Origin of the sequence: Halosimplex litoreum (genome assembly GCF_016065055.1) — an archaeon.
In the GTDB taxonomy this organism is placed as follows: domain Archaea; phylum Halobacteriota; class Halobacteria; order Halobacteriales; family Haloarculaceae; genus Halosimplex; species Halosimplex litoreum.
Map to the genome: position 1 here is coordinate 1,431,904 of NZ_CP065856.1, position 21,560 is coordinate 1,453,463.

The window sequence follows — 21,560 nt, forward strand, 5'->3', positions numbered from 1 at the left end:
TCACGATTGTGTGACGTAGAGTTCGGCGTAGGTTCCGTCTCTCTCGAGCAGTTGGTCGTGTGTTCCGGTTTCGGTGACCGATCCGTCCACCAGGGTGTAGATACGGTCGGCGCCGTCGACCGTCGAGAGTCGGTGTGCGATGCTGATCGTCGCGTACTCCGACTCGAGCGAGCGGATCCCCTCGTAGACGGTCTGTTCGATGTTCGAATCGAGTTCGCTCGTCGCCTCGTCCAGCACCAACACGTCGGCGTCCTTCAACAGGGCTCGGGCGATGGCGACCCGTTGTTTCTGGCCACCGGACAGGCGTACCCCGTCCTCACCGAGTTCCGTCTCGTACCCATCGGGTAGCTCCGGGAGAAATTCGGTGACCTGCGCGGTTTCGCACGCTCGTTCGATCGCTCGGTCGGACGCGTTTCGGTTCCCGATCGAGACGTTTTCCCGCAGACTCCCGTCGAACAGGAACGGGTCTTGACGGACGATAGCGAGGCGCTCGCGCCACTCGCGGACGTCGAGGTCCTCGATCGGTGTCCCATCGGCGCGGATATCGCCCGAATCCGGCACCTGTAGGCGGCCGAGCAGCGCGATAACGGTCGACTTTCCGGCGCCCGACGGCCCGACCAGTGCGACCGTTTCGCCGCGTTCGACCGAGAACGAGACGTCGTCGAGAACCCGTTCACTGCCCCCATAGGAGAACGAAACGTCGTCGAAGTCGACGCGCTGTACCGTCCGGATCGACCGGTCACCCCCGGTAGCCGGTGTCTCCCGTTCGGCGAGTGACTCCAGTCGGTCTCGAACCCGGAGGAGGTGCGGGAGTTGCCCGTCTAGCGTGTACAGGCGGTTGTTGATCTGATTCACCACGGGCGACAGTCGAAATATCGCGAAGAGGAACACGCCCAATCGTGCGATCGAGAGTGAGGTCAGTCGGAACCCGGCGTAGACGAGTCCGAACACGACGATTACGTTCGCGAACTGGTTGAGATTCTGCAGCGCAGCCTGATTTCGGCGGAGTCTGACGTTGCTGGCGACGTATCCGTCGAGCGACTCGTGCATCCTGTCGACGAACTCCTCGCGCATGTTGAACAGCCGAACGTCGCGTGCGCCCTGGAAGCTAGCCTGCGAGAGCGTCTGGAGTTCGTCGTTGATGTTCGCGACCTCGTCGCCGACCGCGTACGCCGGTTCGAGGACGTACCGGACGAGCAGAGTGCTCACGGTGAGACTGGCGACGGCGACAGCAGTCAGCGCCGGTGACAACAGCGTGGCCAGGATCAGGTAGACCCCACCCCGCAGCACGACTTCGGTAATGTTGAACGTGGCCATGACGATGCCGGCGGCCCTGTTCGTCTCCGTGATGAAGCTGTTCAGGAGATCGTCCGACCCGACTTCGTCGATGTAGTCGACTGGCCCGTACATCAGCGAATCGAACAGCCGTTCTCGGAGCTCACGCTGGTAACTCACGCCGAGGATAGCCCGGAGCCAGCCGCTGACGAAACTGAGTGCGAACCGGAGAAACATGACACCACCGAGACTCACGATCAGCGATTCGAGGGTGAGGGGGATCCCGAACCACCCGTAGACTCGAACGAACAGGCCCAACGGCCCGTCGGCGTCGTGCGGGGACGGCGACTGCGTGATCTCGATGATGGGCAACAAGAGACCGAGCCCGACCCCCTCGAGGAGCGCCGCCGAGAAACTCACGACGACGACCCCTGCCCCGAGCCACGGTCTGAACTGGGCCGCCTGGTACACCGCGGACACTTTGTCTCGGAGTGTCGGATCGGCTCGTGTCATTCCGAACTCACCGTCACGGCGCAACTGTTCCGGAACCCTCGCTTCGACTCCGGCGGGTGGACCCGCGTTCGCGCACACCGCCTGCGCCCGATCGAGTCCGACACCGACGTCTTCAGCCGTCGAAGGCCCGATGATCGACCGTCCGTCGTGATGCTACTCATCTCTCGAGGATATCCAATTAGCGTTCATTTCCGGTGCTTATCGGTGGGAGCGGTTCGTACTCCTCCAGATTGTCTACGTCTCCGATCAGCACTTCACCTTCGAACTCGATCCAACTGTGGGCTCTGACACTGTCGGACGAGTCTCTGTCGACGCCGATCCGGTGTTCGAACGAGTGGCCGTACGTGCGAAGCAGTACCTCCGCGGTCAGCGAGCGGACCAGACAGGTTCTGGTCCCCGGCACCCACGAATCCGCGACGTCCACCGCCGCGACCACCTGACCCGCGGTCGGTGTTCCCGGAACGACCAGGGAACCGACGTCACCGGTTCCGGCCAGTACCGATCTGAGCCGATCGAAAGAGACGACGACCAACCCTCCCCAGATGGCGACCAACAGCCCACTCGCGACCGCGAGTCGAAGCTTGTCGCCAGGTGGGGCCGAGACGAATCGTTTCACCCGGTCCATCGGCACACGTTACGGGTCGTCGACGACCCGAGCGAGGTCCTGTTCGACTAGTTCGTCGACCAGAGATTCGATATCCGACCGACATCGCTCCCGTTCGACGTCGTACTCGTTTTCGATCTGCTGTGTGATCTCGACCATCGACCGGGGTTCCTGCATCGCCTCCCAGATCCTGGTCCCGACTTCGTTGAACCCGAAGTACTCTCCCGATCCCGTATGCAGGATCACGGACTCTCCATCGAGTGTCGTCGAAAGCGCGTCTTCGACCGCGACGACGGTCGTCGAGTCCGTATAGTCGCCCATTGTTCGTAATCAGTTACACGAACGTCTTTCCAGCAGAATATAAATCCTGACCTTCACGTTGCGTTCACGCGACCGACCGACTGGAGTACGCCGCCGTATCACCCGTCCGAAAGATTTTATTACGAATAGTTCGTCCCTTGGCAGCAAGACCCTCGCTTGTCCGGTACCGTTATGACGAACACCGTTCTCCGGCTTTCGGCCGATCGTGTCCCGAGAGAGTCGATACCGGTACTCCGGGTGCGTGCCTCGTGGTCCGGCTTTCGGAACAGCGATATCACGCAGGCGACACACAGTGTGAACGAGACAGCGGCCGTGGGATCGGAGAGAGACGGACGTTCAACGGCGGTTTCTGCTGCACGTTCGGGTTCGGATGCGATCGCGGCTGAAGGCCACGGGCGAGATCACGGGGGCTGCTCGTCGAGAGTGCCCGAATCACAGGGGTGAGATCAGTCATGAACGAAGACACGGCGACGAACGCAGAGCAGCGTGACTCCGACGAACGACTGTGGCGGCGCAGCTTCCTGAAGGTCGGGGCCGTCGTCTCCGCGGTCGCGACGTCCGGGTTCGGGATGAGCGGGGTCCTCTCGAGAGACGACACCGGGTCCAGGTCGGGGACCGACACCGACGCTCGCTTCGGCTACGGCGGGACCCCCGTCACGACGACCGTGGCAGGGAAGAGGCCGGACGTCGGCGGAACGACGGCGGCCGACGGTACCGTCCCTACACAGGCCGATAGCACTGCGACCGCCGAGACGGTCGGTGATACGGCGATCCCGTCGGTATCGACGACAGCGATGCCGACCGCAGTCGGGGCCAGGAGCGAACCCCCGACGCCGACCGCGACCGGAACGACCGAGGCGACGTCGACGGCGACCGAGGAGGGGGAGAGCGGCTCCGGCAACGTCGGTGGTACAGACGGTTCGGAACAGGCGTCCACCGGAACCGCCCCGTCGACCCCCGCTCCGACCACCGCGGAGTCGTCCCCACAGACGTCCAACGAATCCGAGACCCCGGTGGAAACGGCGACCGATACGTCTGCGGCGATGGAAACGTCGACAGCTGCCCCCGGTGAGTCCGGGACGTCGACCGGGACCCCGACTCGGGCCGCCGAACCGACGGCGGCTCGGAAACTCGCCGACGAGTACGGTGAGCAGGGGTACGGCGAGTACGGGTACGGCGGTGTCCCGCCGTAGACGAGCGGTTCGACACACGGTCCGACCTGTATGCCCGAGCCGGTCCGCTGTGATCCGCAGTCGTGTGGTTCCCGCTCGTGTTTTTACGTGCGTTACCTGATAAGAGTGCGATAATGTTAGATCGAATAAACCGAGTTCGAACCACTCTCGTCCTGTCGGTCGGTCTGGCGGCCCTCGTCGTGCTGTGGGCGATCAGAACCCGCCTATCGAGCGACCCCGTCCAGGAGTACGACTGGACGACGGTGATCTTCTCCGACGACGATGGTGCCGACCTCGGTACTGCCCGCGTCAGGGTCGCCGACACCGACGCGAAACGCTACGTCGGCCTCAGTCGCACGGAGTCGCTCGAGGACGGCGAAGGGATGCTGTTCGTCCACCCCCGTGAGCAGTCGGTCTCGTACGTGATGCGAGAGATGTCGATGCCGCTGGATATCGTCTTCGTCGGCGGCGGCCGAACCGTGAGGGGCATCTATCACGCGGAGTTGCCGGCCGACGGCGTCGACGAATCGGACCTCGAACGGTACGACGGGCGCGCGAAGTACGTCCTGGAGCTCCCGTATCGGTACACGGTAGAACGTGGGATCGAAGTGGGCGACCGGATCCAGACGGCGTCGGATCCTGGCCGTTGAATCGCGGTGACTCGACTCGTTTCGTCCGTCTCTGTGACTTACCGAGCGGAGCGAGTGCGGAGTCGGATTCGGTCGAGGGCGGCTTTCCCCGTCTCGGCGGCCGAACCGATCCGCTCCCACGCGCGCACCGCCACGGTCCCGGCCGCGAGCACCGTTACGTACACCACACCGAGGGCGAAGATCACGACGACATCTTTCAGGTGTCCCACTATCGACGAACTCGAACCCATACGTCGTGTTACGACAATTCACATATAAATAACTGATCCTGCAGGTGTCGAACACGATACCCAGACGTGACGTCGAGCGGCTGCTCCTCACTTCGGGAGGCGCTTCCCGGGGACGTCGTGGCGCGGGACAGCTGTCCGGCCCCCACCCCGAGCAGCGGTCTCGGGCAGTCGAAACGGTCGCCTCGCAGTCCCTGCACCCGACGGCAGCGAGTCCGCTGTCGAGAAGCAGATCTGTGAACTGGTTCCGAATCTCCCCCGCACCAGCGGTCGCTTCGCCGCGACGACTCCAGCTGTGCAGTGCCTCAAGTATATACTATCAAGTATATATCGAACTTGGACAGTATCTCGACGTAGCAACCGCTCGGCGTGGGGGACGAACTGCACTGTCCACGCCTCGCTCCTCGGTGTGGTAGCACGTTTCGGAGGGGCGAGCACGACCGACACCGACGTCGGAACTGGTCGACGGCGGAACCGGCCGTCGGCTCGCACGAATTATTGCAAGCGTTTACCGTGCCGACCGCACCACTGCGTGTGGTCGTTTCCGGAACGTCCTGTAATCAGTCGTCGACGCCCTCGGTGATCGCTCCGACGGCCACCTCGTGGCCGGTCGGGTCACCCGCGACGGCCTCGAAGCAGTCGGGCAACCTTGCGCGGTGACACTTCGAGAAGCCGTCGACTGCGGCCACGTCGTTGCCGACCAGCCGCTCGGAGAGATGCGAGCCGGCGGGGATGGCTGTTCCGACGACATCGATCGCTGGATCCCCATCCACACGCACGCCGGAGAGACGCGACGATCCACGAGCGTCTACGGCTCGGGAGAAACGTCGAAACCGCACGGATCGGGGATTCCAGATCGAAGTCGAAGCCGCGGTAGCGGCTCCGAGTTCGATCCAGCGGTGAGCGAAGCATCGTCTCTCTCCGCGATTCACGACGTGTTCGAGCGTCGACCGTGTATTCACGCACGTCGTAACCGAGCGTTCGGGGGCCACTAGATTGAAATCAGTGTGCCTGAAATCATGATTTCGATGACGGAAACTCCGCTTCGAGCGACGGTCTCACTACGCGGCATCATATTCGGTCCCGAGGGCAGTGTGCTCGTCGTCGAGCGGACGAGCGACGGTGGGTGGGAGCTTCCCGGTGGGAGACTCGACGCCCACGAGGACTGTATCGATGGTCTCAAACGCGAGATCCGCGAGGAGACGGGTCTCGATCCCGTAGTCAGCGAGCCCGTACACTCGCTGTCGTGGCGGAACGATAGCGACAACGGTCGGTTCGCGGTGTACTATCGCTGTCACAGCACCGATCGCACGGTCTCGCTCTCCGACGAACACACGGACTGCGAGTGGGTCACGACGCAGACCGCCCGCGATCGACTCAGCGAGCCCCAGGAGACGGGCGTGGATCGAGCGGCCGAGCAGACCGCATCGTCGCTCGAAGCCACCCGCTCCGTGGCCCCGGAGTGACTGGGAGTCGATAACCGAGGTCCGAGACGACGATTCGCGTCCTCCGAGTGTCAACCGCCGAGACCCGCTGGCGAGATAGGGATGGTCTGTAGCGTCTTCGCGCCGTCGGTCGCTGCGGGCACCGTCCTACAATCGGATTCGATACCGGACCAGCCACCGGCCGAAACGCCGGACGCGTCGATAGATCCGAGGAGCGCTCCCGCGACGGCCGTCTCCAGGCTGACGGCAATCGCCGGCGCCGCAGGTACGTTCGCATGTGAGCAGCGCCGAGACGTGTTCTCGGGGAGTACGCTCTGGAACTGACCTGTCTCCGTCTCCAGGTACCCCGTCCGCCCTCGTCGTCTCACCCAAAGAGAAGGTATGAGTTTGTAGGTGCAGTTTCACGACGAGAGAACGCTGACGGGACGTTATACTGTAGCGGACTACCCTTTAGCCGATGGCATACTCTCCCGAGTCAGCAGAGCAGGACACGGCACGAGTCCCTGAGAGTGACGGTGACGGGGTGGTGGCTTACAGGGACGTGCTCGACGTCGCCAGAGAACGTCCGGACGCGTCGCCCGAAGCTGTCGCCGACGAAGTCGACGACGTTTCGGCTCCGTTCGTAGAGCGCGTCTTCGAGGAGTTCGGAGACCCCGCGGGCGGCGACCGTCGATCCGAGGGCTCCGACGAGCGGACCGCCGAGTGGAGCGCGGGAGGCGCGTCCGCAGATACCGGTCGTGACCCGACGGCGGAAGGCGACGAGAGCGACCGAGGCACGGACGTGAGCGACGACCACTCGCCAGGAGCGCTGGACGTGACTTCCGAGCAGCGAGCGGTGCTCCGGGCGGTCTACGAGCGGCCGACCGCGACGCAGGCGGAGGTCGCCGAACGGGTCGGAACGAGCAGGGAGACCGTCTCGAAGTGGCTCGACGAGATCGCCGGATTCGACTGGGCGTCCCGACGGGCGTTCGTCGAGACGGTGTTCGGCGACGGCGACGGTCGGTCGCCGAGCGCACGCGACCCCGCCGAAACAGAGTCGGAGCGTGACCGGTTGGCAGCGCTCGAGGAGCGGGTCGAGCGGCTGGAGTCGACGGTCGCCGACCGGTCGGCGCCGACCGCGACTGGCGACGCCGAGACGGTTCGACAGCGGCTCCACGCCTGTCTCGACGCGGACCACATCTCGCGGGACGCGGAGTTGCGGATCGTCCGGAGAGTGGTAGACGAGACAGACGGGGTGTGAGGAGCGTCCGTGTCGGCGCCGCCGGTGTGGTAGCGGTGCGGGTGGCGGTCCACGTAGACCGGCGCCGGTCTGGTGGGCCGACCGACGACGCGCCGTCGGACGGCAGTGGTCGCCACACGTCCGGGCCGGCCCGAACGATCCGTAGACGATGGGGGGGGGTCGCGTCTGCTGGGAGAGAGTGCGCGCGGGAGTGACAGCACCCATCGCAGTGGGACGACCGACCACGACACGGGGATTTTTCAGGATCGATTCCTATCCGCGAGTGTGGTTCAGACCGACTCGAGAGTGCTCTGTGTCGGCGTGGACTGCGAGAGCCGTCTCGTAACTCGGCTCGGCGCCGAACTGGACCACTCGCCCGTCCAGGCGGTACCGTCACTGACGGCCGCGACCGAGGATGCCCTGGCCACTGCCGGCTGTCTCGTCGCCGTCGTCGACGAGGACGGGCTGGATATCGAGGCGGTCGAACAGCTGTCGGGGCACGAGACCCCCGTCGTCGCCTTCCCCTCGCCGTCGGCCGGGCGAACCGACGCGGCGCTGGCGGCGGGCGCGACCGACGTCGTCACCGCGACCGGCCCCGACCGGTTCGCGGTGCTGGCTCACCGCGTCGGGATGGTTCGCGACGAGACGCCGGTCGGCCGGTTCGATCCGACACTCACGCCCCAGTCCGAGGCGTCGGCGACCGACGCGTCGTTCGCGGTCGTCGCGGTCGGGTCGGCGGGCCGTATCCAGTCGGCCAGTCCGTCCGTCGAGCAGCTGTTCGGCTATCCGCCGGACGAACTCGAAGGCACGCCGGTGACGCGGCTCGTCCCCGACCGGCTCTACGATACCGCTGGGCCCGAGGTCGTCGCGTCGCTCGTCGGCGACGGGCGGTCGCCGGACCGGTCGTGGATCGAGCTCCCGGGGCGCCACCGCGACGGGTCGGAGATCCCGTTGGGTGTCTCCGTCGTCGAGTCCGCCAGAGACGACGGGCACCGCGTTAGCGTGATTATCAGGGATCTGCGCGACGAGTACGACCGCGAGTCCCGTCTCGATCAACTGGCGACGGCCGTCGAGGCCTCGATGGACGGCGTGGCGTTGCTGGACGACGACGGGCGGTACGACTACGTCAACGCGGCCCACGCGGCCGTCTACGGCTACGACGACCCGGCAGCGCTGGAGGGGGAACACTGGCGAAACCTGTACGACGACGCCGAACTGGAGCGTCTGGAGTCGGAGGTGTTCCCGGTCGTCACCGGCGAGGGGCGGTGGCGCGGCGAGTTGACCGGTCGGCGCGCGGACGGGTCGACGTTCCCTCAGGAGGTCACGCTGACTCACCTCGACGACGGCGGGCTGGTGTGTGTCGTCCGAGATATCTCCGACCGAGTACGCCGACGCGAGGACCTCCGGACGGAGCGGCGCTTCGTCGAGAGCGTCATCGACGCGCTCCCGGACGCGTTCTACGTCCTCGGGCTCGACGGGAGCTTCCAGCGGTGGAACGACGAGATGCGGGCGGTGACCGGCTACAGCGACGCCGAGCTCGACGGGATGGACGCACTGACGGTGATCCCCGAGTCGGACCACGACAGGGTGGGCGCCGCGATCGCGGCCGTCGTTCACGAACACGAGACCCAGACCGTCGAGTCGGCGTTCCTGACGAAACAGGGCGAGGAGATCCCCCACGAGTTCAGCGGGCGGCCGCTCCGTGACGGCGACGGAGCGGTGGTCGGGCTCGTCGGGATCGGCCGTGATATCTCGGGCAAGCGGCTCCGCGAGCAGCGGTTGTCCGTGCTGTCGCGAGTGCTTCGCCACAACGTCCGCAACCGGACGACGGTCATCCGCGGGCGGGCACAGCAGGTCGCCGACGCGGTGACCGACTCCGAGCTGTCGGCCGCGCTCGCGGCCGTCGACCGGTCGGCGGCGGCACTGGAGTCGGCCAGCGAGCGCGCCCGGTTGGCCGAGCGGCTCCTCCGCGATCGGGACACCGAGCGACGGCCGGTCGACCTCTGTCGCATCGTCGACGAGGCGCTCGACTCGGTCGAGACGAGCGGGATCGATCTGGTGACCGAGGTCCCGGAGTCGACGACGGCGGCGGCCACGGCCCACGTCACGCACGCGGTCGCCGAACTCGTGGACAACGCTCGCACTCACTGCGATAGCCCGACGGTCCGGGTCGCGGTGACCGCGGGCGGCGACCGCGTCCGGATCCGGGTCGCCGACGACGGTCCCGGGATCCCCGCCCACGAACGCGAGGCCGTCCAGTCCGACGAGGAGACGCCGCTCGAACACGGGACCGGTATCGGTCTCTGGCTCGTCGCGTGGATCACCAGTTCGGTCGGCGGGACGCTCACGTTCGAGGCGAGTTCGCTCGGTGGAACCGCGGTCGTGCTGTCGTTCCCGGCGGCGTAGCCGGCGGTGAACACACCCGTTGCAGGATGGCGCCCCCCGACCGTAGCGCGGGACCGTTCGAACCGCTTCGCACTCGCCCTGGTGGCGGGTTTCGCGCCACCGCCCCGATCGCGTCGGTGACGATATCGGTTCGACCACCCCGGAAGAGGACCCCATCCTCGCGACGGTGTCTGCGTACCCCCGAGCGCACGTTCCCTTCGGCGCCCCGTCGTTCGTGGGACCCGGCGCTCCCGACTGGACACGAGCCACCGCCGATACTGTATATTTTGCGTACAAGACAAGATTCTCACATAATAGAGTCGTCCGCGGTCGGTGAGACGGTGGTCCGCCCGCACCGTCGAGAACGCATGCCGGACGGTACTCTCGGTCTCGATACGACCGAAATTCGTCGGTTGAGGCGGTCTCGCTCGACTTCGAAACAGGCGCTCCAGTGGCCTCTCGACGGGTTGGCTCGCCGGTATCGATCCGGCGACGTGCTGTCTCTCGTGGGTGATGCGGAGTGTCCTGGGGTCGGTCCTCGCTGGAGACGGCCACCGGCCCCGGACGGACCCACAGGGATCGAACCGCCGACGAACGTATACTTTTGTGGTACGGAAGTGGGAAACGACGTATTTCGTATGTGTTTGCCGTCCAGCGTTCGAGAGCGCTCAGTCGCGGGTCGAAGTCCCCACCGTCGGCCGCGATGCGGACCGGACGTGGCGCGACGTATCGACCGCGAGTACCGGCGCCCCGGCGACGGCCGCGAGCACCGGCGCCCCGGCGACGACCGTGAGGGTGCACGCTACGTCCGCCACACTTCGACGGAGGTAAACCGCGACCACACCTCCGTCCGTCCATGCGCCAGTTCGTCGTCCTCGGCCACGACGCGCCGACGACTCCCGACTTCTCGCTCGACGACATCGCCGGCGGCGCCGGCCGCCTCGACGTGCTCTGTCGCTGCGTCACCTCCGCCTTCTTCCTCTCGCACGATATCCGCGACGACGTGCGCGTCCACCTCGTCCTCGCCGACGAGTTCACCGTCAGTTTCGACGGCCGCGAGCTGCGCCGGCTCAACCCCGACGAGCGCTCGACTGCTGCCCTGGTCCGCGGCGCACTGGACGAGCGCGCGGAGGCCATCGGCCACCAGCCAGTCGAGACGTCCCCCGGCGTCTCGCTCACCCGCAGAGGCTTCGAACCGACCCTCGACGCTGCCGCCCGCGACGGCACCGTCGTCGAGTTGCACGAAGACGGCGACCCCGTCGTCGCCGCCGAACCACCCGAGGACCCCGTGTTCGTGCTCTCCGATCACTCCGATTTCACCGACCGGGAGGCCGGCCTGCTGGCCGACGCCGCCGACCGACGCGTACGGCTGGGACCCGAGGCGCTGCACGCCGACCACGCGGTCACGGTGGCGCACAACTACCTCGACACCGACGGTTTCACCGAATATTGACCTCGCTCGTCGGCGCTGGCGGACCGCGAGCCGCCCGTCGTCGGGCGATAGTCGCGGTTCGGAAGCGTTAAAAACGGCCGGTGTCTCTCTACAGGTGCTACCAGCACGGGCCGGTGGGGTAGCTTGGTATCCTTCGGCCTTCGGGTGGCCGTAACCGCGATTCGAATTCGCGCCGGCCCATCTCTTTCCTGATCCACCTCGGATAGGCTGAGAGCTTTCAGCCTTCGGGTGGCCGTAACCGCGTTCCCGCGAGCGAAGCGAGCGGGGAACAACGAGTCGCACGCCCGGGAAGCGACCGACGGGAGCGACCCGGAACGTCTCGTCCGTATTCGAATTCGCGCCGGCCCACCTCCTTTCGGCTGACGACTCGTCTAGCGTCGCCTTCCGGTGATCAGTCGTTCTCGTCGACCGGCTGGCCCAGCGGCGGCGCTCCGAGCTGGTGGAGCAGCCGTACCGTGTCCTCGACCATCCCGATCTCGACGACGTACCCGTCTTCGACGTGGTAGATGGCCATGCGGGAGACGGCTACGGATTCGCCGGTCGGCTCGAGACCCAGGAACGGGCCGTCGTGGGTCCCGCGGAGCGTCGTCCGGAGGACGACCTTGTCGCCCTCCGAGACCGTGTCTTCGACGGTCACCGACAGGTCGGGGAACGCCTCGCGGTAGCGGTCCACGAACGCCCAGTACGCCTCCGGCCCGTGCAGGTCGGTCTCGTCGTCGAGGTGCACCACGCAGTCGGGTGCGAGGACGCGGTCGAGCGCCTCGCGGCGGCCGTCGGTCCAGACCTCGGCCAGCAGACGGACGAGGTCTCTATTCTCGGCCGGGGCCGAGAGCTGCGTGACGACGGGCGTCGCGGTTACCCTGTCCGTCGTCGACAGCGCGGCCGGCGGGTCGATAGCGTCGATCTGTCGGAGCAGGCTCCAGTGTTCGGTCAGGACCCAGGACTCGGTGATCCGGCCGTCGTCGAGGTGATGGATGCTCGTCCCCGAGAGCGCCACGTCGCGACCGGTCGGCTCGATACCGGCCAGGGACCCGCTGTGGGTGCCCTCGCCGTGCCACCGGAGCGCGACGGAACCGGGCTCGGTGACGGCCTCCTCGACGTCGACACGTAGGTCGGGGATCGCTTCGCGCATCGCCGCGACGAACTGGCGATAGCCCTCGCGGTCGAACACCGTCTCCGTCCGCTCGGACTCGCCGCGGAGGGCGGCGCGGAGTTCGACGAGGCTCGTCGGGAGCGTCACCGCCGCGTCCGGCGACAGTCCGTCTTCGTCGTCGCTGGCGGGCTCGCCGCCGTCGTCTCGATTCCACGCGGCCGTCGCCGTCGCGCGGGCCCGACGCCGGCCGCGTTCGGTGGCGAGGAAGCGGTCGGCTCGGTCGCGTCCGTGTTCCCACAGTCGGTCGAGAAACCGCGGGGAGCGGTCGACTTTCGACGCGTAGTCGAAGGGGCGACCGGGTGAGACGGCCGACTCGTCGAGTTCGATCGTCTTCACCTCGACGGGGCTGTACACGTCGCCGAGACTCCCGACGGCACTCCAGTGGTTCAGCCGTCTGACGTGGGCGAGCTCCTGGTTCACCGAGAGGTTCCCGCCGAGTTCGTTGCGTCTGTCGGCGATGCCGTCGAGCGACTTCGGGATCGACGCCTCGCGCTGGGGGTTGATCTGGACGACCCAGATCTCGTCGGGGTGACCGCGGCGACCCGGAGCGGGCTCGAAGAGGTCCGCCAGCGGCGGGTTCTGGGAGAACAGGCCGTCCCAGTACCACCGATTTCGACCGTAGGGCCCCGTCACGGGAGCGGCGCGAAAGAGGGTCGGCACCGCGGCCGAGGCGAGCACCGCGTCGTGGCTCACGTCCCGTTCGGTGAACGTCCGGAAGGTCCCGCGCTGGACGTCGACGGCACCGATCTCCAGCCGCGGCGGGACCCGGTCGGTCCGGTCGACCGTCGCGGCGAGCGCCTCGGGGTCGACAGCGGTTTCGAGCGTTCGACGCAGCGTCTCGCGGCTCAGGTCGGACAGCGGAGTGTCGTACGGGCTGAGCGTCGGGAGCGGGACGCCCGCGTTCTGGGCGCGGACCGTGGCGACACCGAGGCTGTTGGCGACGGCGTCGCTCGGACCCTCGGCCGCGATGTCGTCCCAGATATCGGCGAGCAACTGGCGCGCTCGGGCGCGGCCGTCGGTCCCCTCGCCTTCGCTCGCGAGGCCGAACCAGGTCGCGAACGCGCAGATCGCACCGCCCGACGTCCCGCTGAGCCCCGCGACATCGAACGGTAGATCCGTCTCACCGAGCAGGCGGTCGAGGACGCCCGCGGTGAACGCCGTGTGGCTCCCACCACCCTGACACGCGATCGCGACGCTCGGGCCGTCCGTCTCTTCCTCGGTCATACACTCGTTCGACGGCTACGGCCGTCGCGATCAAGTGCGTTCTTGCCAACAAGTGGTCGATTGCTCGGGGCCGCCGACCCTCGGCCCGACGCCTGGGCCCCCGTGGCGGCGACTACACGACCAGTTGGGCGGGAACGTTTAGTGGGATGGCCTCGACTAACCCTGACATGAACGTACTCGTCGTCGGCGGGAGCGGATTCGTCGGAACGCATCTGAGCGAAGAGCTGGTCGAGCGGGGCCACGACGTGACGGTTCTCTCGCGGAGCCCCGACGGCGAGGGACTGCCCGCGGCCGTGAGCACGTACGCGGGCGACGTGACCGACTACGACAGCATCGAGGGCGCCTTCGAGGGCACGGACGCGGTCGTCTACCTCGTGGCGCTGTCGCCGCTGTTCAAGCCCGACGGGGGCGACGAGATGCACGACCGCGTCCACCGCGGCGGGGCCGAGAACTGCCTGCGGGCCGCCGAGGAACACGGCGTCGAACGGTTCGTCCAGATGAGCGCGCTGGGTGCCGATTCCGACGGGCCGACCCACTACCTGCGGGCGAAGGGCCGCGCGGAGGAGCTCGTCCGCGACTCCGACCGCGACTGGGTGATCTTCCGGCCGTCGATCGTCTTCGGCGAGGGCGGCGAGTTCGTCGAGTTCACGAAGAAGCTGAAGTCCTGGTTCGCGCCGGGCGTGCCGGTGTATCCGCTGCCCGGCGGCGGGACGGAGACGCGCTTCCAGCCCATCTGGGTCGGGGAGTTCGTCCCGATGATAGCCGAGGCGGTCGAGGACGACGATCACGTCGGCGAGACCTACGAGATCGGGGGCCCGGACGTGCTGACGCTCCGGGAAGTGACCGAGCTCGTCTACGACTCCGAGGGCAAGTCCGTCTCGATCGTCCCGCTGCCGATGGCGATGGCGAACGTCGGACTGTCCGTGCTCGGCAGCGTCGGGTTCCCGATGGGCAAAGACCAGGTCCGGTCGTTGCGGCTGGACAACACGACCGACCGCAACGACGTGGGGAGCTTCGGCGCCGACGCGTCCGAACTGACGACGTTCCGGTCGTACCTCGGCGTCGCCTGAGTGACCGATTCGCTCGGTAACGACGATCTACCGGGCGGTATCGACGGCTTTCCTGCCGGTTGACTGCGGGACGTGTGCGGGTCGGCCGCGGAGGTGCAGCCGGCTATCGCTCGCTTCCCGCCGTGCTGCAGTACGATCCGCTTATCGGGCCGCGGTATCGCGGTTTCGACTGAACTAGTTACTGTGGTGACTTTTTCAGGTTCGATACCCGGACAAAAAGCTTATATCCGCGTTGGGATTGTTTATTTCTCAACGGTAACGGCAGCTATGAAATTGGCGATGATCGGCTTCGGGCAGGCCGGCGGGAAGATCGTCGACAAGTTCCTCGAATACGACGAGGCAACGCAGAGCGGGATCGTCCGCTCTGCAGTCGCGGTCAACACAGCGAAAGCGGACCTGCTCGGGCTAGAACGAATTCCGGAGGAGAATCGAGTACTGATCGGTCAGGCGCGCGTGAAAGGTCACGGCGTCGGGGCCGACAACGAGCTCGGCGCGGAGATCGCCGAGGAAGACATCGACGAGGTGCAGGGGGCCATCGACAACATCCCCGTCCACGAGATCGACGCGTTCATGATCGTGGCCGGGCTCGGTGGCGGGACCGGATCGGGCGGTTCGCCGGTCCTCGCGAAGCACCTCAAGCGGATCTACACCGAACCGGTGTACGGTCTGGGTGTGCTGCCCGGCGGCGACGAAGGGGGCATCTACACGCTCAACGCGGCGCGGTCGTTCCAGACGTTCGTCCGCGAGGTCGACAACCTGCTCGTGTTCGACAACGACGCCTGGCGCAAGTCAGGCGAGTCGATGGAGGGCGGCTACGAGCAGATCAACGACGAGATCGTCCGACGGTTCGGCGTCCTCTTCGGCGCCGGCGAGGTCGGCGCGGGCGACGAGGTCGCCGAGTCGGTCGTCGACTCCTCGGAGATCATCAACACGCTCTCGGGCGGAGGCGTCTCCACGGTGGGGTACGCCGCCGAGACCGTCGAGGAGCAGGATTCGGGCGGGCTGCTCTCGCGGTTCAAGGGCGACGACGACGGCCTCGACGACAGCGGGATGGACACTGCAAACACCACCAACCGGATCACGTCGCTGGTCCGGAAGGCGGCGCTGGGACGGCTGACGCTGCCCTGTGAGATCGACGGTGCCGAGCGGGCGCTGCTCGTGATGAGCGGTCCGTCGAACCACCTCAACAGAAAAGGCATCGAGCGCGGTCGCAAGTGGCTCGAGGAGCAGACCGGTTCGATGGAGGTCCGCGGCGGGGACTACCCCGTTCGCGAGAACAACGTCGCCGCGTCGATCCTGCTGTCGGGCGTCCACAACGTTCCGCGGATCAAGGAGCTCCAGCAGGTGGCGATCGAGGCACAGGACAACATCGACGACATCCGCCAGCAAAGCGAAGAGAACTTAGAGGACTTGGTTGAAGATGACGAAGATGAGCTGGATCCGCTCTTCTAAGAGCGCCGCTCTGGTCGCATTGCTCGCCCTCTCGCTCGCCGCGGTCGGGACAGCCGGGGCTATCTCGGTTTCCCCGGGAGAGGTCCCGAACGAGACGCAGGTCGGCGAGACGGTGACGACGACGGTGACCGTCGACGACCCGTTCGTCGACATGAACGACCAGTGGACGCTCCAGGGGAGCACCGAACTCACCAACGTCAGCTGGACGGTGACCGTCCTCCAGCAGGGCGAGGAGGTCGACCAGGCGAGCTACGGCGAACAGTCGTTCGAACAGGCGCTCAACGCCAGCAACGGCGGTGACACCGTCGAGATCGCACTCACCGGTGACACGCCGGCCGTCGAGAACTACACGTACGAGCCCCGGGAGACCTACACGCTCTACGACTTCGCCTCGGTTCAGGGCAGCTCGACGAGCGACCTGAACGCCACCTCGGTCCACCACTACACGAACGCGAGCGACAGCGCGCGGCTGGCGATCGACGACGCCAGCGAGGCCATCAACGCCTCCAGCGGTAACAGCGACGCCGAGAATCTGCTGAACAACGCCATCTCCGCCTACGAGAACGGTAACTTCGGCAACGCCGAGGACCTGGCCGGTCAGGCCCAGAACCAGGCCGAGCAGGCCCAGCAGTCCGCCCAGCGCAACCAGACCATCCTGATGGGTGTCGGTGCGCTCGTGGTCCTCGCGATCGTCGTCGGGGGCGTCTACTACTGGCGGTCCAACCAGAACGAACCGACGAAACTGCAGTAGATGCGCGTCGTCGTCCCGTTCGCCCCCGAGCGGCCCAAGACCCGCCTCGCACCGGTCCTCGACGAGGCCGAGCGGGTCGCGTTCGCGCGGGCGATGCTGGACGACACTCTCTCCGCTCTCTCGACGCTCGACCGCGAGCGGGGCGTCTCGGTCGACCCGCTCGTGCTCTCGACGGCACCGCTCGACTGCGACGCGCCGGTCGTCGTCGACGACCGCTCGCTGACCGAGGCCGTGAACGACCACGTGCCCGCGGACGACGGTGACGCCCCGGTCGCGGTAGTCATGGCCGACTTGGCGCTCGCCACCCCCGACGCGCTCGGGCGGTTGTTCGAGCCCGAGGCGGACGTGGTGATCGCGCCCGGCCGCGGCGGCGGGACGAACGCAGTGGTCGTCCGCGCCCCCGAGTTCCGCGTCGACTACCACGGCGCGTCGGTCCGCGACCACCGCGAGATCGCCCGCGAGGCCGGCCTCTCGGTCGCACACGTCGACTCGTTTCGGCTCGCGACGGACGTAGACGAACCGGCCGACCTCGTCGAGGTGGTGCTCCACGGGACGGGCGCGGCTGCGGCGTGGCTCCACGATGCGGGCTTTTCGGTCGTCACGGCCGACGGACGGGTCGATATCGAACGGAATTCGGGCTGATCCCGAACGAAATTCGGACAACGGTTTTCATGTGTCGAGCCAACGTTTCACACGCACGGGCCGACCCCGTGCAGGCGGGTCGCGCCTCGTAGCGCACCTGGACCGCGTCGTCGGTGCCGCTCCCAGACGCCCCCGACGCTCGGACGCGGCTGTTCGTTCAGCGGCCGGCGGTCCGTCGGGTCCGCCGCCGGCCATCCATTGTTCATCGCAGTCCGACGGAGTCCGTCCCTCGGCGGACCCGCTCCTCCGTTGGCTCCCCGCGTCGACCACGCACCTCCGGGAGCGTCAACGCTTTGGCGGTCGAACGCAGACGAGGGAACGTGATCCCCGGCGCCGACGAGTACGACGTGACCGTCGAGCCCGATACCGAGGAGATCGAGCGCCTGCTCGCGGTCACGCCCGGCGACGTGACGGCCGCCGCCGAGCTCACCTTCGCCCGTAACGTGTTCGTCCCACTGACGACAGCCTGCCGGTACACCTGTACCTACTGCACCTACTACGACCCACCGGGTCAGGCCGAGCTCATGTCCCCCGAGGACGTGCGCGAAGTCGTCCAGCGGGGCGCCGACGCCGGCTGTACCGAGGCGCTCTTTACCTTCGGCGACGACCCCGACGACCGCTACACCGCCGTCCACGAGCAACTGGCCGAGTGGGGCCACGACTCCATCCACACCTACCTCCGGGAGGTCTGCGAGATCGCCTTAGAGGAGGGGCTGCTCCCCCACGCCAATCCCGGCGACCAGACGCGCGAACAGATGGCGACGGTCGCCGACGTGAACGCCAGCATGGGCGTGATGCTCGAGACCACCGCCGACGTGCAGGCCCACGGTGGTCCCCGCGCCAAAAACCCGGGCCAGCGCCTGCACACCATCCGCACCGCGGGCGAACTCGGCGTCCCGTTCACGACGGGTATCCTCGTCGGCATCGGCGAGGACTGGGAGGATCGGGCCGAGAGCCTGCTGGCCATCCGCGAGTTGCACGACCGCTACGACCACGTCCAGGAGGTCATCGTCCAGCCGGTCCGGGAGAACGAGCGCTGGACGGGCGGCTCGCCGGGCGTCGAGACGCTCCGGCGCACGGTCGCGATGGCCCGCGCGGCGCTGCCCGAGGAGGTGTCCGTGCAGGTCCCCCCGAACCTCGCGCCCGTTCGCGAGGTGATAGCGTGCGGCGTCGACGACCTCGGTGGGGTTTCCCCGGTCACCGACGACCACATCAACCCCGACTACGAGTGGCCCGCGCTCCGGGAACTCGAAGCTATCGCCGAGTACGCGGGCGTCCCGCTCTCGGAACGCCTGCCGGTGTACGAGCGGTTCCTCCCCGCTCGGCTCCGGTCGGCGGGCGTGGACCCGGCGGACCCGCCCGCCGAGGCCGACCGCTGGATCTCCGCGCGGGTCGCCGACGCCATCGACGCGAGCGACGACGCCGGACGGCGGTATCGGGCGGTGCTGTCGGACGAAGCCGCCGACTGAGTCGCTTCGATCCGGGGCGGCTCTGTCCGCGTCGAAACGGATATCTGCCTCCCACAGGTAGTGGGAACATGGTCACCGTGGACTCGAAAGGGCGGATCGTGCTCCCTCAGGAGGTGCGCGAGCGCCTGGGTCTCACGCCCGGCACGGAGGTCGACGTTCGCGAGCGAGACGGGAAAGCGGTCGTCGACCCCGAAGACGACCCCGAAGCGATCCTCGAACGGATGGAGCGGCTGGTCGCGGAGACGGCGGCGAGCGGCGGGGACACAACGCCGCTCGACGAGGGCGCTCCTCCGGTCGCCAGGAAGCACAGAGACGCCGTCCGTCGGGGCGCGGACAGCGACGAGTGACCGTCGCGGTCCGTATCTGCTCGACGTCGGGGTGATCGCGCTCGCACACACGGACGCTCCGGTTCGCGACACCGCGCTCTCGTACGTCCGCGACGCCGTCACCGGCGATATCGACGCGGTCGTGCCCTACCCGGCACTGTTCGGAGCGCACACGGTCCTGACGACGTACTACGGGCGCTCGAACGCGGACGCGTCCCGGTTGCTGGAGAACTTCGCAGCGGCGAAACGCATCCGCTGGTGCGGCGATCTCTCCAGGGACACGGTTCGAGCGGCGCTCTCGCGGGCGAGCGAGGCGAACATCGGTGGCTGGGACGGCTACTACGCGCAGATGGCGGTCGAGGAGGGGGTCGAGACGGTCCTGACCATCGACGACGATTTCGAGCGGTTCGACGCCTTCGAGACCGACGTGATCCTCTCGGCCGACGAGTTCGAGGAACTGAACCGATTCCTCGCCGACTGAGCCGCCGCGATAGCCCGATTCTCGGCCCCAGCAGCCACCGACCCGTCCCCGTGTCGTTCGCGGTCGGACGGTCCAGCGAGAGCGGACAACCGCCCTCGCCCCCGCCGACGAACTCGACGGTCATCGCGACACCGCTCGGGATCGCCCGGACGATGTCACGGAGGTAGTCGACCGAGTACAGCGACTCGACGGCCGCCTCGCCCGTCGCTCCTGCCGTCCCCGCGTCGAGCGTGAGTCGAATCGGGTCGCTCACGCTCTCGGAGCTTGCCTACCTCCGCGAGGCCGAAGACGTGAGTCTCGACCGCTTGCTCGACCGCTACGCGACCGACGTCGAGACCGACGCGGACGACGACTGGGTACAGGCGAAGATGACCAGCTTCTGATTGGCACTCGGGGTCCGGGAACGGGACAGTCGACCCGTCGTCACCCTCGGGCGACGAACAGCGTCTCGGCGGGGAGCATCTCCCGCTCGACGGGGACGAGCGGCTGGTCGGTGCCGAGTGTCGTGAACATGAACGTCGCGCCGGTCTGACGGGCGGCACCCAGGGTCGGCCGGTGGAGCTCGGGCGGGAGGTTCAGCGCGTACACCAGGTCGGCGTCGGCGTACACGGCGGGGTCGGGGTCGGTCACGTCGTCGACGACGAAGCGTACGGAGTCGGGGACCGACCGCACCCGGCGGTCGGTTGCGACTACGTCGGTGTCGGTCTCGGCGAGCGCGTCGGCGACGACGGACCGGCGGCCGATCCCGACCTCGACGGCGGCGTCGAACTCGGCGAAGCGGGCGACGAGTGCGTCCAGCGTCTCGGGGATCACGTCGGGGAGTTTATACCGGCGGCACGCATAAACGTCCCGTATGCACGTCGACATCGTGCCGGTGGGCGACGTCCGCGCCGAGGTCAAGCGCGAAGCCTCGGCGAGCCTCCGGGCCGTCTACGAGAGCGACGTGACGATGCACGACACGCAGTCGATCCCCTCCGGCGCGTACGACCGCAATCGCGACCAGTACAGCGCGGAATCGTTCATCAAACTCGCCACTCGCGTGGGCGACGGCGACAAGAACATCGCCATCACCCCCAAGGACCTGTTCTACCACCGCCGAAACTACGTCTTCGGCCTGGCCTACCTCGACGGCAAGGGGTCGGTCATCTCCACCTACCGGCTCAACACCTCCTCCGACGGCGGCATCTCCCGTCGCTCGGACGAGGACGTGTTCTCCGACCGCGTCCGCAAGGAGGTCATCCACGAGATCGGCCACACCATGGGGCTGGAACACTGCGACAACAAGCGCTGCGTCATGAGTTTCTCTCCCACCGTCCGCGAAGTCGACATCAAAGACGAGGCGCTCTGCGGGACCTGCCAGCGCCAAGTCATGTAACCCGCGTTCGGCGTATCCACCGCACAGCCCCTCTACCAATAGTTTTCGCCAGTTTGCAGCACCATGCCAACGTGGTTAGGCACCAGCGCTATTCCAAGGCCCCGCGAAGCAGAGGTGATGAGTGAATCCCAGAATCGCGATCGAACGCGTGAACTCGGCGAACTGTTCGTCTCGGTCACCGGCGACGACACCGTGACGGAGTCCCAAGAAGAAGACGGCGAGAAGGTCTCCGAGTCGGAAGACGACGAGTACGCGGTGGGCGACGACGGCCTCGACGGCGCTATCGACGCGGATCTGGACGGCGCGTCGAACTGACCGAGCGAGTGCGGTCGCGTCGACCCGGTGGTCGGTTT

Annotated in this window: 22 protein-coding genes and 1 tRNA gene; 17 read left to right on the forward strand and 6 right to left on the reverse strand. The window is 67.1% G+C overall.

All coding sequences use genetic code 11. The features are described 5' to 3' along the window. The 3 genes from I7X12_RS07020 to I7X12_RS07030 form a co-directional block, all read right to left on the reverse strand. Positions 1 to 1,788, reverse strand: a complete 1,788-nt coding sequence (locus tag I7X12_RS07020) for an ABC transporter ATP-binding protein (RefSeq protein WP_232343091.1) — start codon at positions 1,786 to 1,788, stop codon at positions 1 to 3. Between the two features lie 178 nt (positions 1,789 to 1,966). Next, entirely contained in the window at positions 1,967 to 2,413 is a 447-nt protein-coding gene (locus I7X12_RS20865) for a lasso peptide biosynthesis B2 protein (protein ID WP_198063132.1), read from the reverse strand. Between the two features lie 9 nt (positions 2,414 to 2,422). Next, the gene (locus I7X12_RS07030; protein ID WP_198063133.1) at positions 2,423 to 2,713 is read right to left on the reverse strand and encodes a PqqD family protein; all 291 of its coding nucleotides are present in this window, start codon (positions 2,711 to 2,713) and stop codon (positions 2,423 to 2,425) included. Positions 2,714 to 3,165: 452 nt separating this feature from the next. Between I7X12_RS07030 and I7X12_RS07035 the strand changes: the two genes are divergently transcribed. Then, on the forward strand, positions 3,166 to 3,906 hold the full coding sequence (locus I7X12_RS07035) for a hypothetical protein (protein ID WP_198063134.1): 741 nt from the start codon (positions 3,166 to 3,168) through the stop codon (positions 3,904 to 3,906). A 113-nt stretch (positions 3,907 to 4,019) separates the two neighbouring features. Beyond that, positions 4,020 to 4,535: a DUF192 domain-containing protein gene (locus tag I7X12_RS07040; RefSeq protein ID WP_198063135.1), complete on the forward strand. Its 516-nt coding sequence runs from the start codon at positions 4,020 to 4,022 to the stop codon at positions 4,533 to 4,535. Positions 4,536 to 5,322: 787 nt separating this feature from the next. Here the strand turns inward: I7X12_RS07040 and I7X12_RS07045 are convergent. Continuing rightward, on the reverse strand, positions 5,323 to 5,535 hold the full coding sequence (locus I7X12_RS07045) for a hypothetical protein (RefSeq protein ID WP_198063136.1): 213 nt from the start codon (positions 5,533 to 5,535) through the stop codon (positions 5,323 to 5,325). A 255-nt stretch (positions 5,536 to 5,790) separates the two neighbouring features. Here I7X12_RS07045 and I7X12_RS07050 point away from each other — a divergent pair, with 255 nt between their 5' ends. From I7X12_RS07050 to I7X12_RS07070, 5 genes are all read left to right on the forward strand, one after another. Then, complete coding sequence (locus I7X12_RS07050; protein ID WP_198063137.1) at positions 5,791 to 6,228, forward strand: NUDIX hydrolase; 438 nt, start codon at positions 5,791 to 5,793, stop codon at positions 6,226 to 6,228. A gap of 436 nt (positions 6,229 to 6,664) precedes the next feature. After that, the gene (locus I7X12_RS07055) at positions 6,665 to 7,447 is read left to right on the forward strand and encodes a MarR family transcriptional regulator (protein WP_198063138.1); all 783 of its coding nucleotides are present in this window, start codon (positions 6,665 to 6,667) and stop codon (positions 7,445 to 7,447) included. Between the two features lie 264 nt (positions 7,448 to 7,711). Then, entirely contained in the window at positions 7,712 to 9,832 is a 2,121-nt protein-coding gene (locus I7X12_RS07060) for a PAS domain-containing sensor histidine kinase (RefSeq protein ID WP_198063139.1), read from the forward strand. Between the two features lie 835 nt (positions 9,833 to 10,667). Continuing rightward, a complete protein-coding gene (gene trmY / locus I7X12_RS07065) occupies positions 10,668 to 11,264 on the forward strand; it encodes a tRNA (pseudouridine(54)-N(1))-methyltransferase TrmY (protein ID WP_198063140.1) in 597 nt (198 codons plus the stop codon). 107 nt (positions 11,265 to 11,371) lie between these two features. Continuing rightward, positions 11,372 to 11,444, forward strand: a tRNA-Pro gene (locus I7X12_RS07070). Positions 11,445 to 11,655: 211 nt separating this feature from the next. Here the strand turns inward: I7X12_RS07070 and I7X12_RS07075 are convergent. Then, positions 11,656 to 13,641 (reverse strand): ester cyclase, encoded by a 1,986-nt coding sequence (locus I7X12_RS07075; protein ID WP_198063141.1) that lies wholly within the window; start codon positions 13,639 to 13,641, stop codon positions 11,656 to 11,658. 167 nt (positions 13,642 to 13,808) lie between these two features. Here I7X12_RS07075 and I7X12_RS07080 point away from each other — a divergent pair, with 167 nt between their 5' ends. From I7X12_RS07080 to I7X12_RS07115, 8 genes are all read left to right on the forward strand, one after another. Further along, the gene (locus I7X12_RS07080) at positions 13,809 to 14,711 is read left to right on the forward strand and encodes a complex I NDUFA9 subunit family protein (protein ID WP_198063142.1); all 903 of its coding nucleotides are present in this window, start codon (positions 13,809 to 13,811) and stop codon (positions 14,709 to 14,711) included. 267 nt (positions 14,712 to 14,978) lie between these two features. Next, positions 14,979 to 16,163, forward strand: a complete 1,185-nt coding sequence (locus I7X12_RS07085; protein ID WP_006881922.1) for a tubulin/FtsZ family protein — start codon at positions 14,979 to 14,981, stop codon at positions 16,161 to 16,163. Continuing rightward, on the forward strand, positions 16,141 to 16,914 hold the full coding sequence (locus tag I7X12_RS07090) for a hypothetical protein (protein ID WP_198063143.1): 774 nt from the start codon (positions 16,141 to 16,143) through the stop codon (positions 16,912 to 16,914). Before I7X12_RS07085 ends, I7X12_RS07090 begins: the two co-directional genes overlap by 23 nt. Then, on the forward strand, positions 16,915 to 17,556 hold the full coding sequence (gene cofC, locus I7X12_RS07095; RefSeq protein WP_198063144.1) for a 2-phospho-L-lactate guanylyltransferase: 642 nt from the start codon (positions 16,915 to 16,917) through the stop codon (positions 17,554 to 17,556). A gap of 320 nt (positions 17,557 to 17,876) precedes the next feature. After that, on the forward strand, positions 17,877 to 19,025 hold the full coding sequence (gene cofG, locus I7X12_RS07100; RefSeq protein ID WP_198063145.1) for a 7,8-didemethyl-8-hydroxy-5-deazariboflavin synthase subunit CofG: 1,149 nt from the start codon (positions 17,877 to 17,879) through the stop codon (positions 19,023 to 19,025). A 68-nt stretch (positions 19,026 to 19,093) separates the two neighbouring features. Then, positions 19,094 to 19,372 carry an AbrB/MazE/SpoVT family DNA-binding domain-containing protein gene (locus I7X12_RS07105; RefSeq protein WP_198063146.1) on the forward strand — a complete coding sequence of 93 codons (279 nt, stop codon included), beginning with the start codon at positions 19,094 to 19,096 and terminating at the stop codon, positions 19,370 to 19,372. A gap of 16 nt (positions 19,373 to 19,388) precedes the next feature. Next, on the forward strand, positions 19,389 to 19,832 hold the full coding sequence (locus I7X12_RS07110; RefSeq protein WP_198063812.1) for a type II toxin-antitoxin system VapC family toxin: 444 nt from the start codon (positions 19,389 to 19,391) through the stop codon (positions 19,830 to 19,832). Positions 19,833 to 20,062: 230 nt separating this feature from the next. Next, a complete protein-coding gene (locus I7X12_RS07115) occupies positions 20,063 to 20,215 on the forward strand; it encodes a hypothetical protein (protein ID WP_198063147.1) in 153 nt (50 codons plus the stop codon). Between the two features lie 40 nt (positions 20,216 to 20,255). Here the strand turns inward: I7X12_RS07115 and I7X12_RS07120 are convergent, their stop codons facing one another. Next, positions 20,256 to 20,645 carry a UPF0146 family protein gene (locus I7X12_RS07120; protein WP_198063148.1) on the reverse strand — a complete coding sequence of 130 codons (390 nt, stop codon included), beginning with the start codon at positions 20,643 to 20,645 and terminating at the stop codon, positions 20,256 to 20,258. A gap of 40 nt (positions 20,646 to 20,685) precedes the next feature. On the opposite strand from I7X12_RS07120, the gene I7X12_RS07125 reads away from it, so the two are divergent. Together I7X12_RS07125 and I7X12_RS07130 are read left to right on the forward strand one after the other, a co-directional pair. Next, on the forward strand, positions 20,686 to 21,207 hold the full coding sequence (locus I7X12_RS07125; RefSeq protein WP_198063149.1) for an archaemetzincin family Zn-dependent metalloprotease: 522 nt from the start codon (positions 20,686 to 20,688) through the stop codon (positions 21,205 to 21,207). A 117-nt stretch (positions 21,208 to 21,324) separates the two neighbouring features. After that, positions 21,325 to 21,522, forward strand: coding sequence for a hypothetical protein (locus I7X12_RS07130; RefSeq protein WP_198063150.1), 198 nt, complete (start codon positions 21,325 to 21,327; stop codon positions 21,520 to 21,522). The last annotated feature ends 38 nt before the right edge of the window (positions 21,523 to 21,560 follow it).

What these genes read in the sequence shown, in the direction of transcription:
- I7X12_RS07075 (WP_198063141.1), bottom strand. Translation starts at nt 13,641, where the DNA reads ATGACCGAGGAAGAGACGGACGGCCCGAGCGTCGCGATCGCGTGTCAG.
- I7X12_RS07035 (WP_198063134.1), top strand. Translation starts at nt 3,166, where the DNA reads ATGAACGAAGACACGGCGACGAACGCAGAGCAGCGTGACTCCGACGAA.
- cofC (WP_198063144.1), top strand. Translation starts at nt 16,915, where the DNA reads ATGCGCGTCGTCGTCCCGTTCGCCCCCGAGCGGCCCAAGACCCGCCTC.
- I7X12_RS07080 (WP_198063142.1), top strand. Translation starts at nt 13,809, where the DNA reads ATGAACGTACTCGTCGTCGGCGGGAGCGGATTCGTCGGAACGCATCTG.
- I7X12_RS07040 (WP_198063135.1), top strand. Translation starts at nt 4,020, where the DNA reads ATGTTAGATCGAATAAACCGAGTTCGAACCACTCTCGTCCTGTCGGTC.
- I7X12_RS07030 (WP_198063133.1), bottom strand. Translation starts at nt 2,713, where the DNA reads ATGGGCGACTATACGGACTCGACGACCGTCGTCGCGGTCGAAGACGCG.
- I7X12_RS20865 (WP_198063132.1), bottom strand. Translation starts at nt 2,413, where the DNA reads ATGGACCGGGTGAAACGATTCGTCTCGGCCCCACCTGGCGACAAGCTT.
- I7X12_RS07105 (WP_198063146.1), top strand. Translation starts at nt 19,094, where the DNA reads ATGGTCACCGTGGACTCGAAAGGGCGGATCGTGCTCCCTCAGGAGGTG.
- I7X12_RS07085 (WP_006881922.1), top strand. Translation starts at nt 14,979, where the DNA reads ATGAAATTGGCGATGATCGGCTTCGGGCAGGCCGGCGGGAAGATCGTC.
- I7X12_RS07130 (WP_198063150.1), top strand. Translation starts at nt 21,325, where the DNA reads ATGAGTGAATCCCAGAATCGCGATCGAACGCGTGAACTCGGCGAACTG.
- I7X12_RS07020 (WP_232343091.1), bottom strand. Translation starts at nt 1,788, where the DNA reads ATGACACGAGCCGATCCGACACTCCGAGACAAAGTGTCCGCGGTGTAC.
- I7X12_RS07055 (WP_198063138.1), top strand. Translation starts at nt 6,665, where the DNA reads ATGGCATACTCTCCCGAGTCAGCAGAGCAGGACACGGCACGAGTCCCT.
- I7X12_RS07125 (WP_198063149.1), top strand. Translation starts at nt 20,686, where the DNA reads ATGCACGTCGACATCGTGCCGGTGGGCGACGTCCGCGCCGAGGTCAAG.
- trmY (WP_198063140.1), top strand. Translation starts at nt 10,668, where the DNA reads ATGCGCCAGTTCGTCGTCCTCGGCCACGACGCGCCGACGACTCCCGAC.
- I7X12_RS07090 (WP_198063143.1), top strand. Translation starts at nt 16,141, where the DNA reads ATGAGCTGGATCCGCTCTTCTAAGAGCGCCGCTCTGGTCGCATTGCTC.
- I7X12_RS07050 (WP_198063137.1), top strand. Translation starts at nt 5,791, where the DNA reads ATGACGGAAACTCCGCTTCGAGCGACGGTCTCACTACGCGGCATCATA.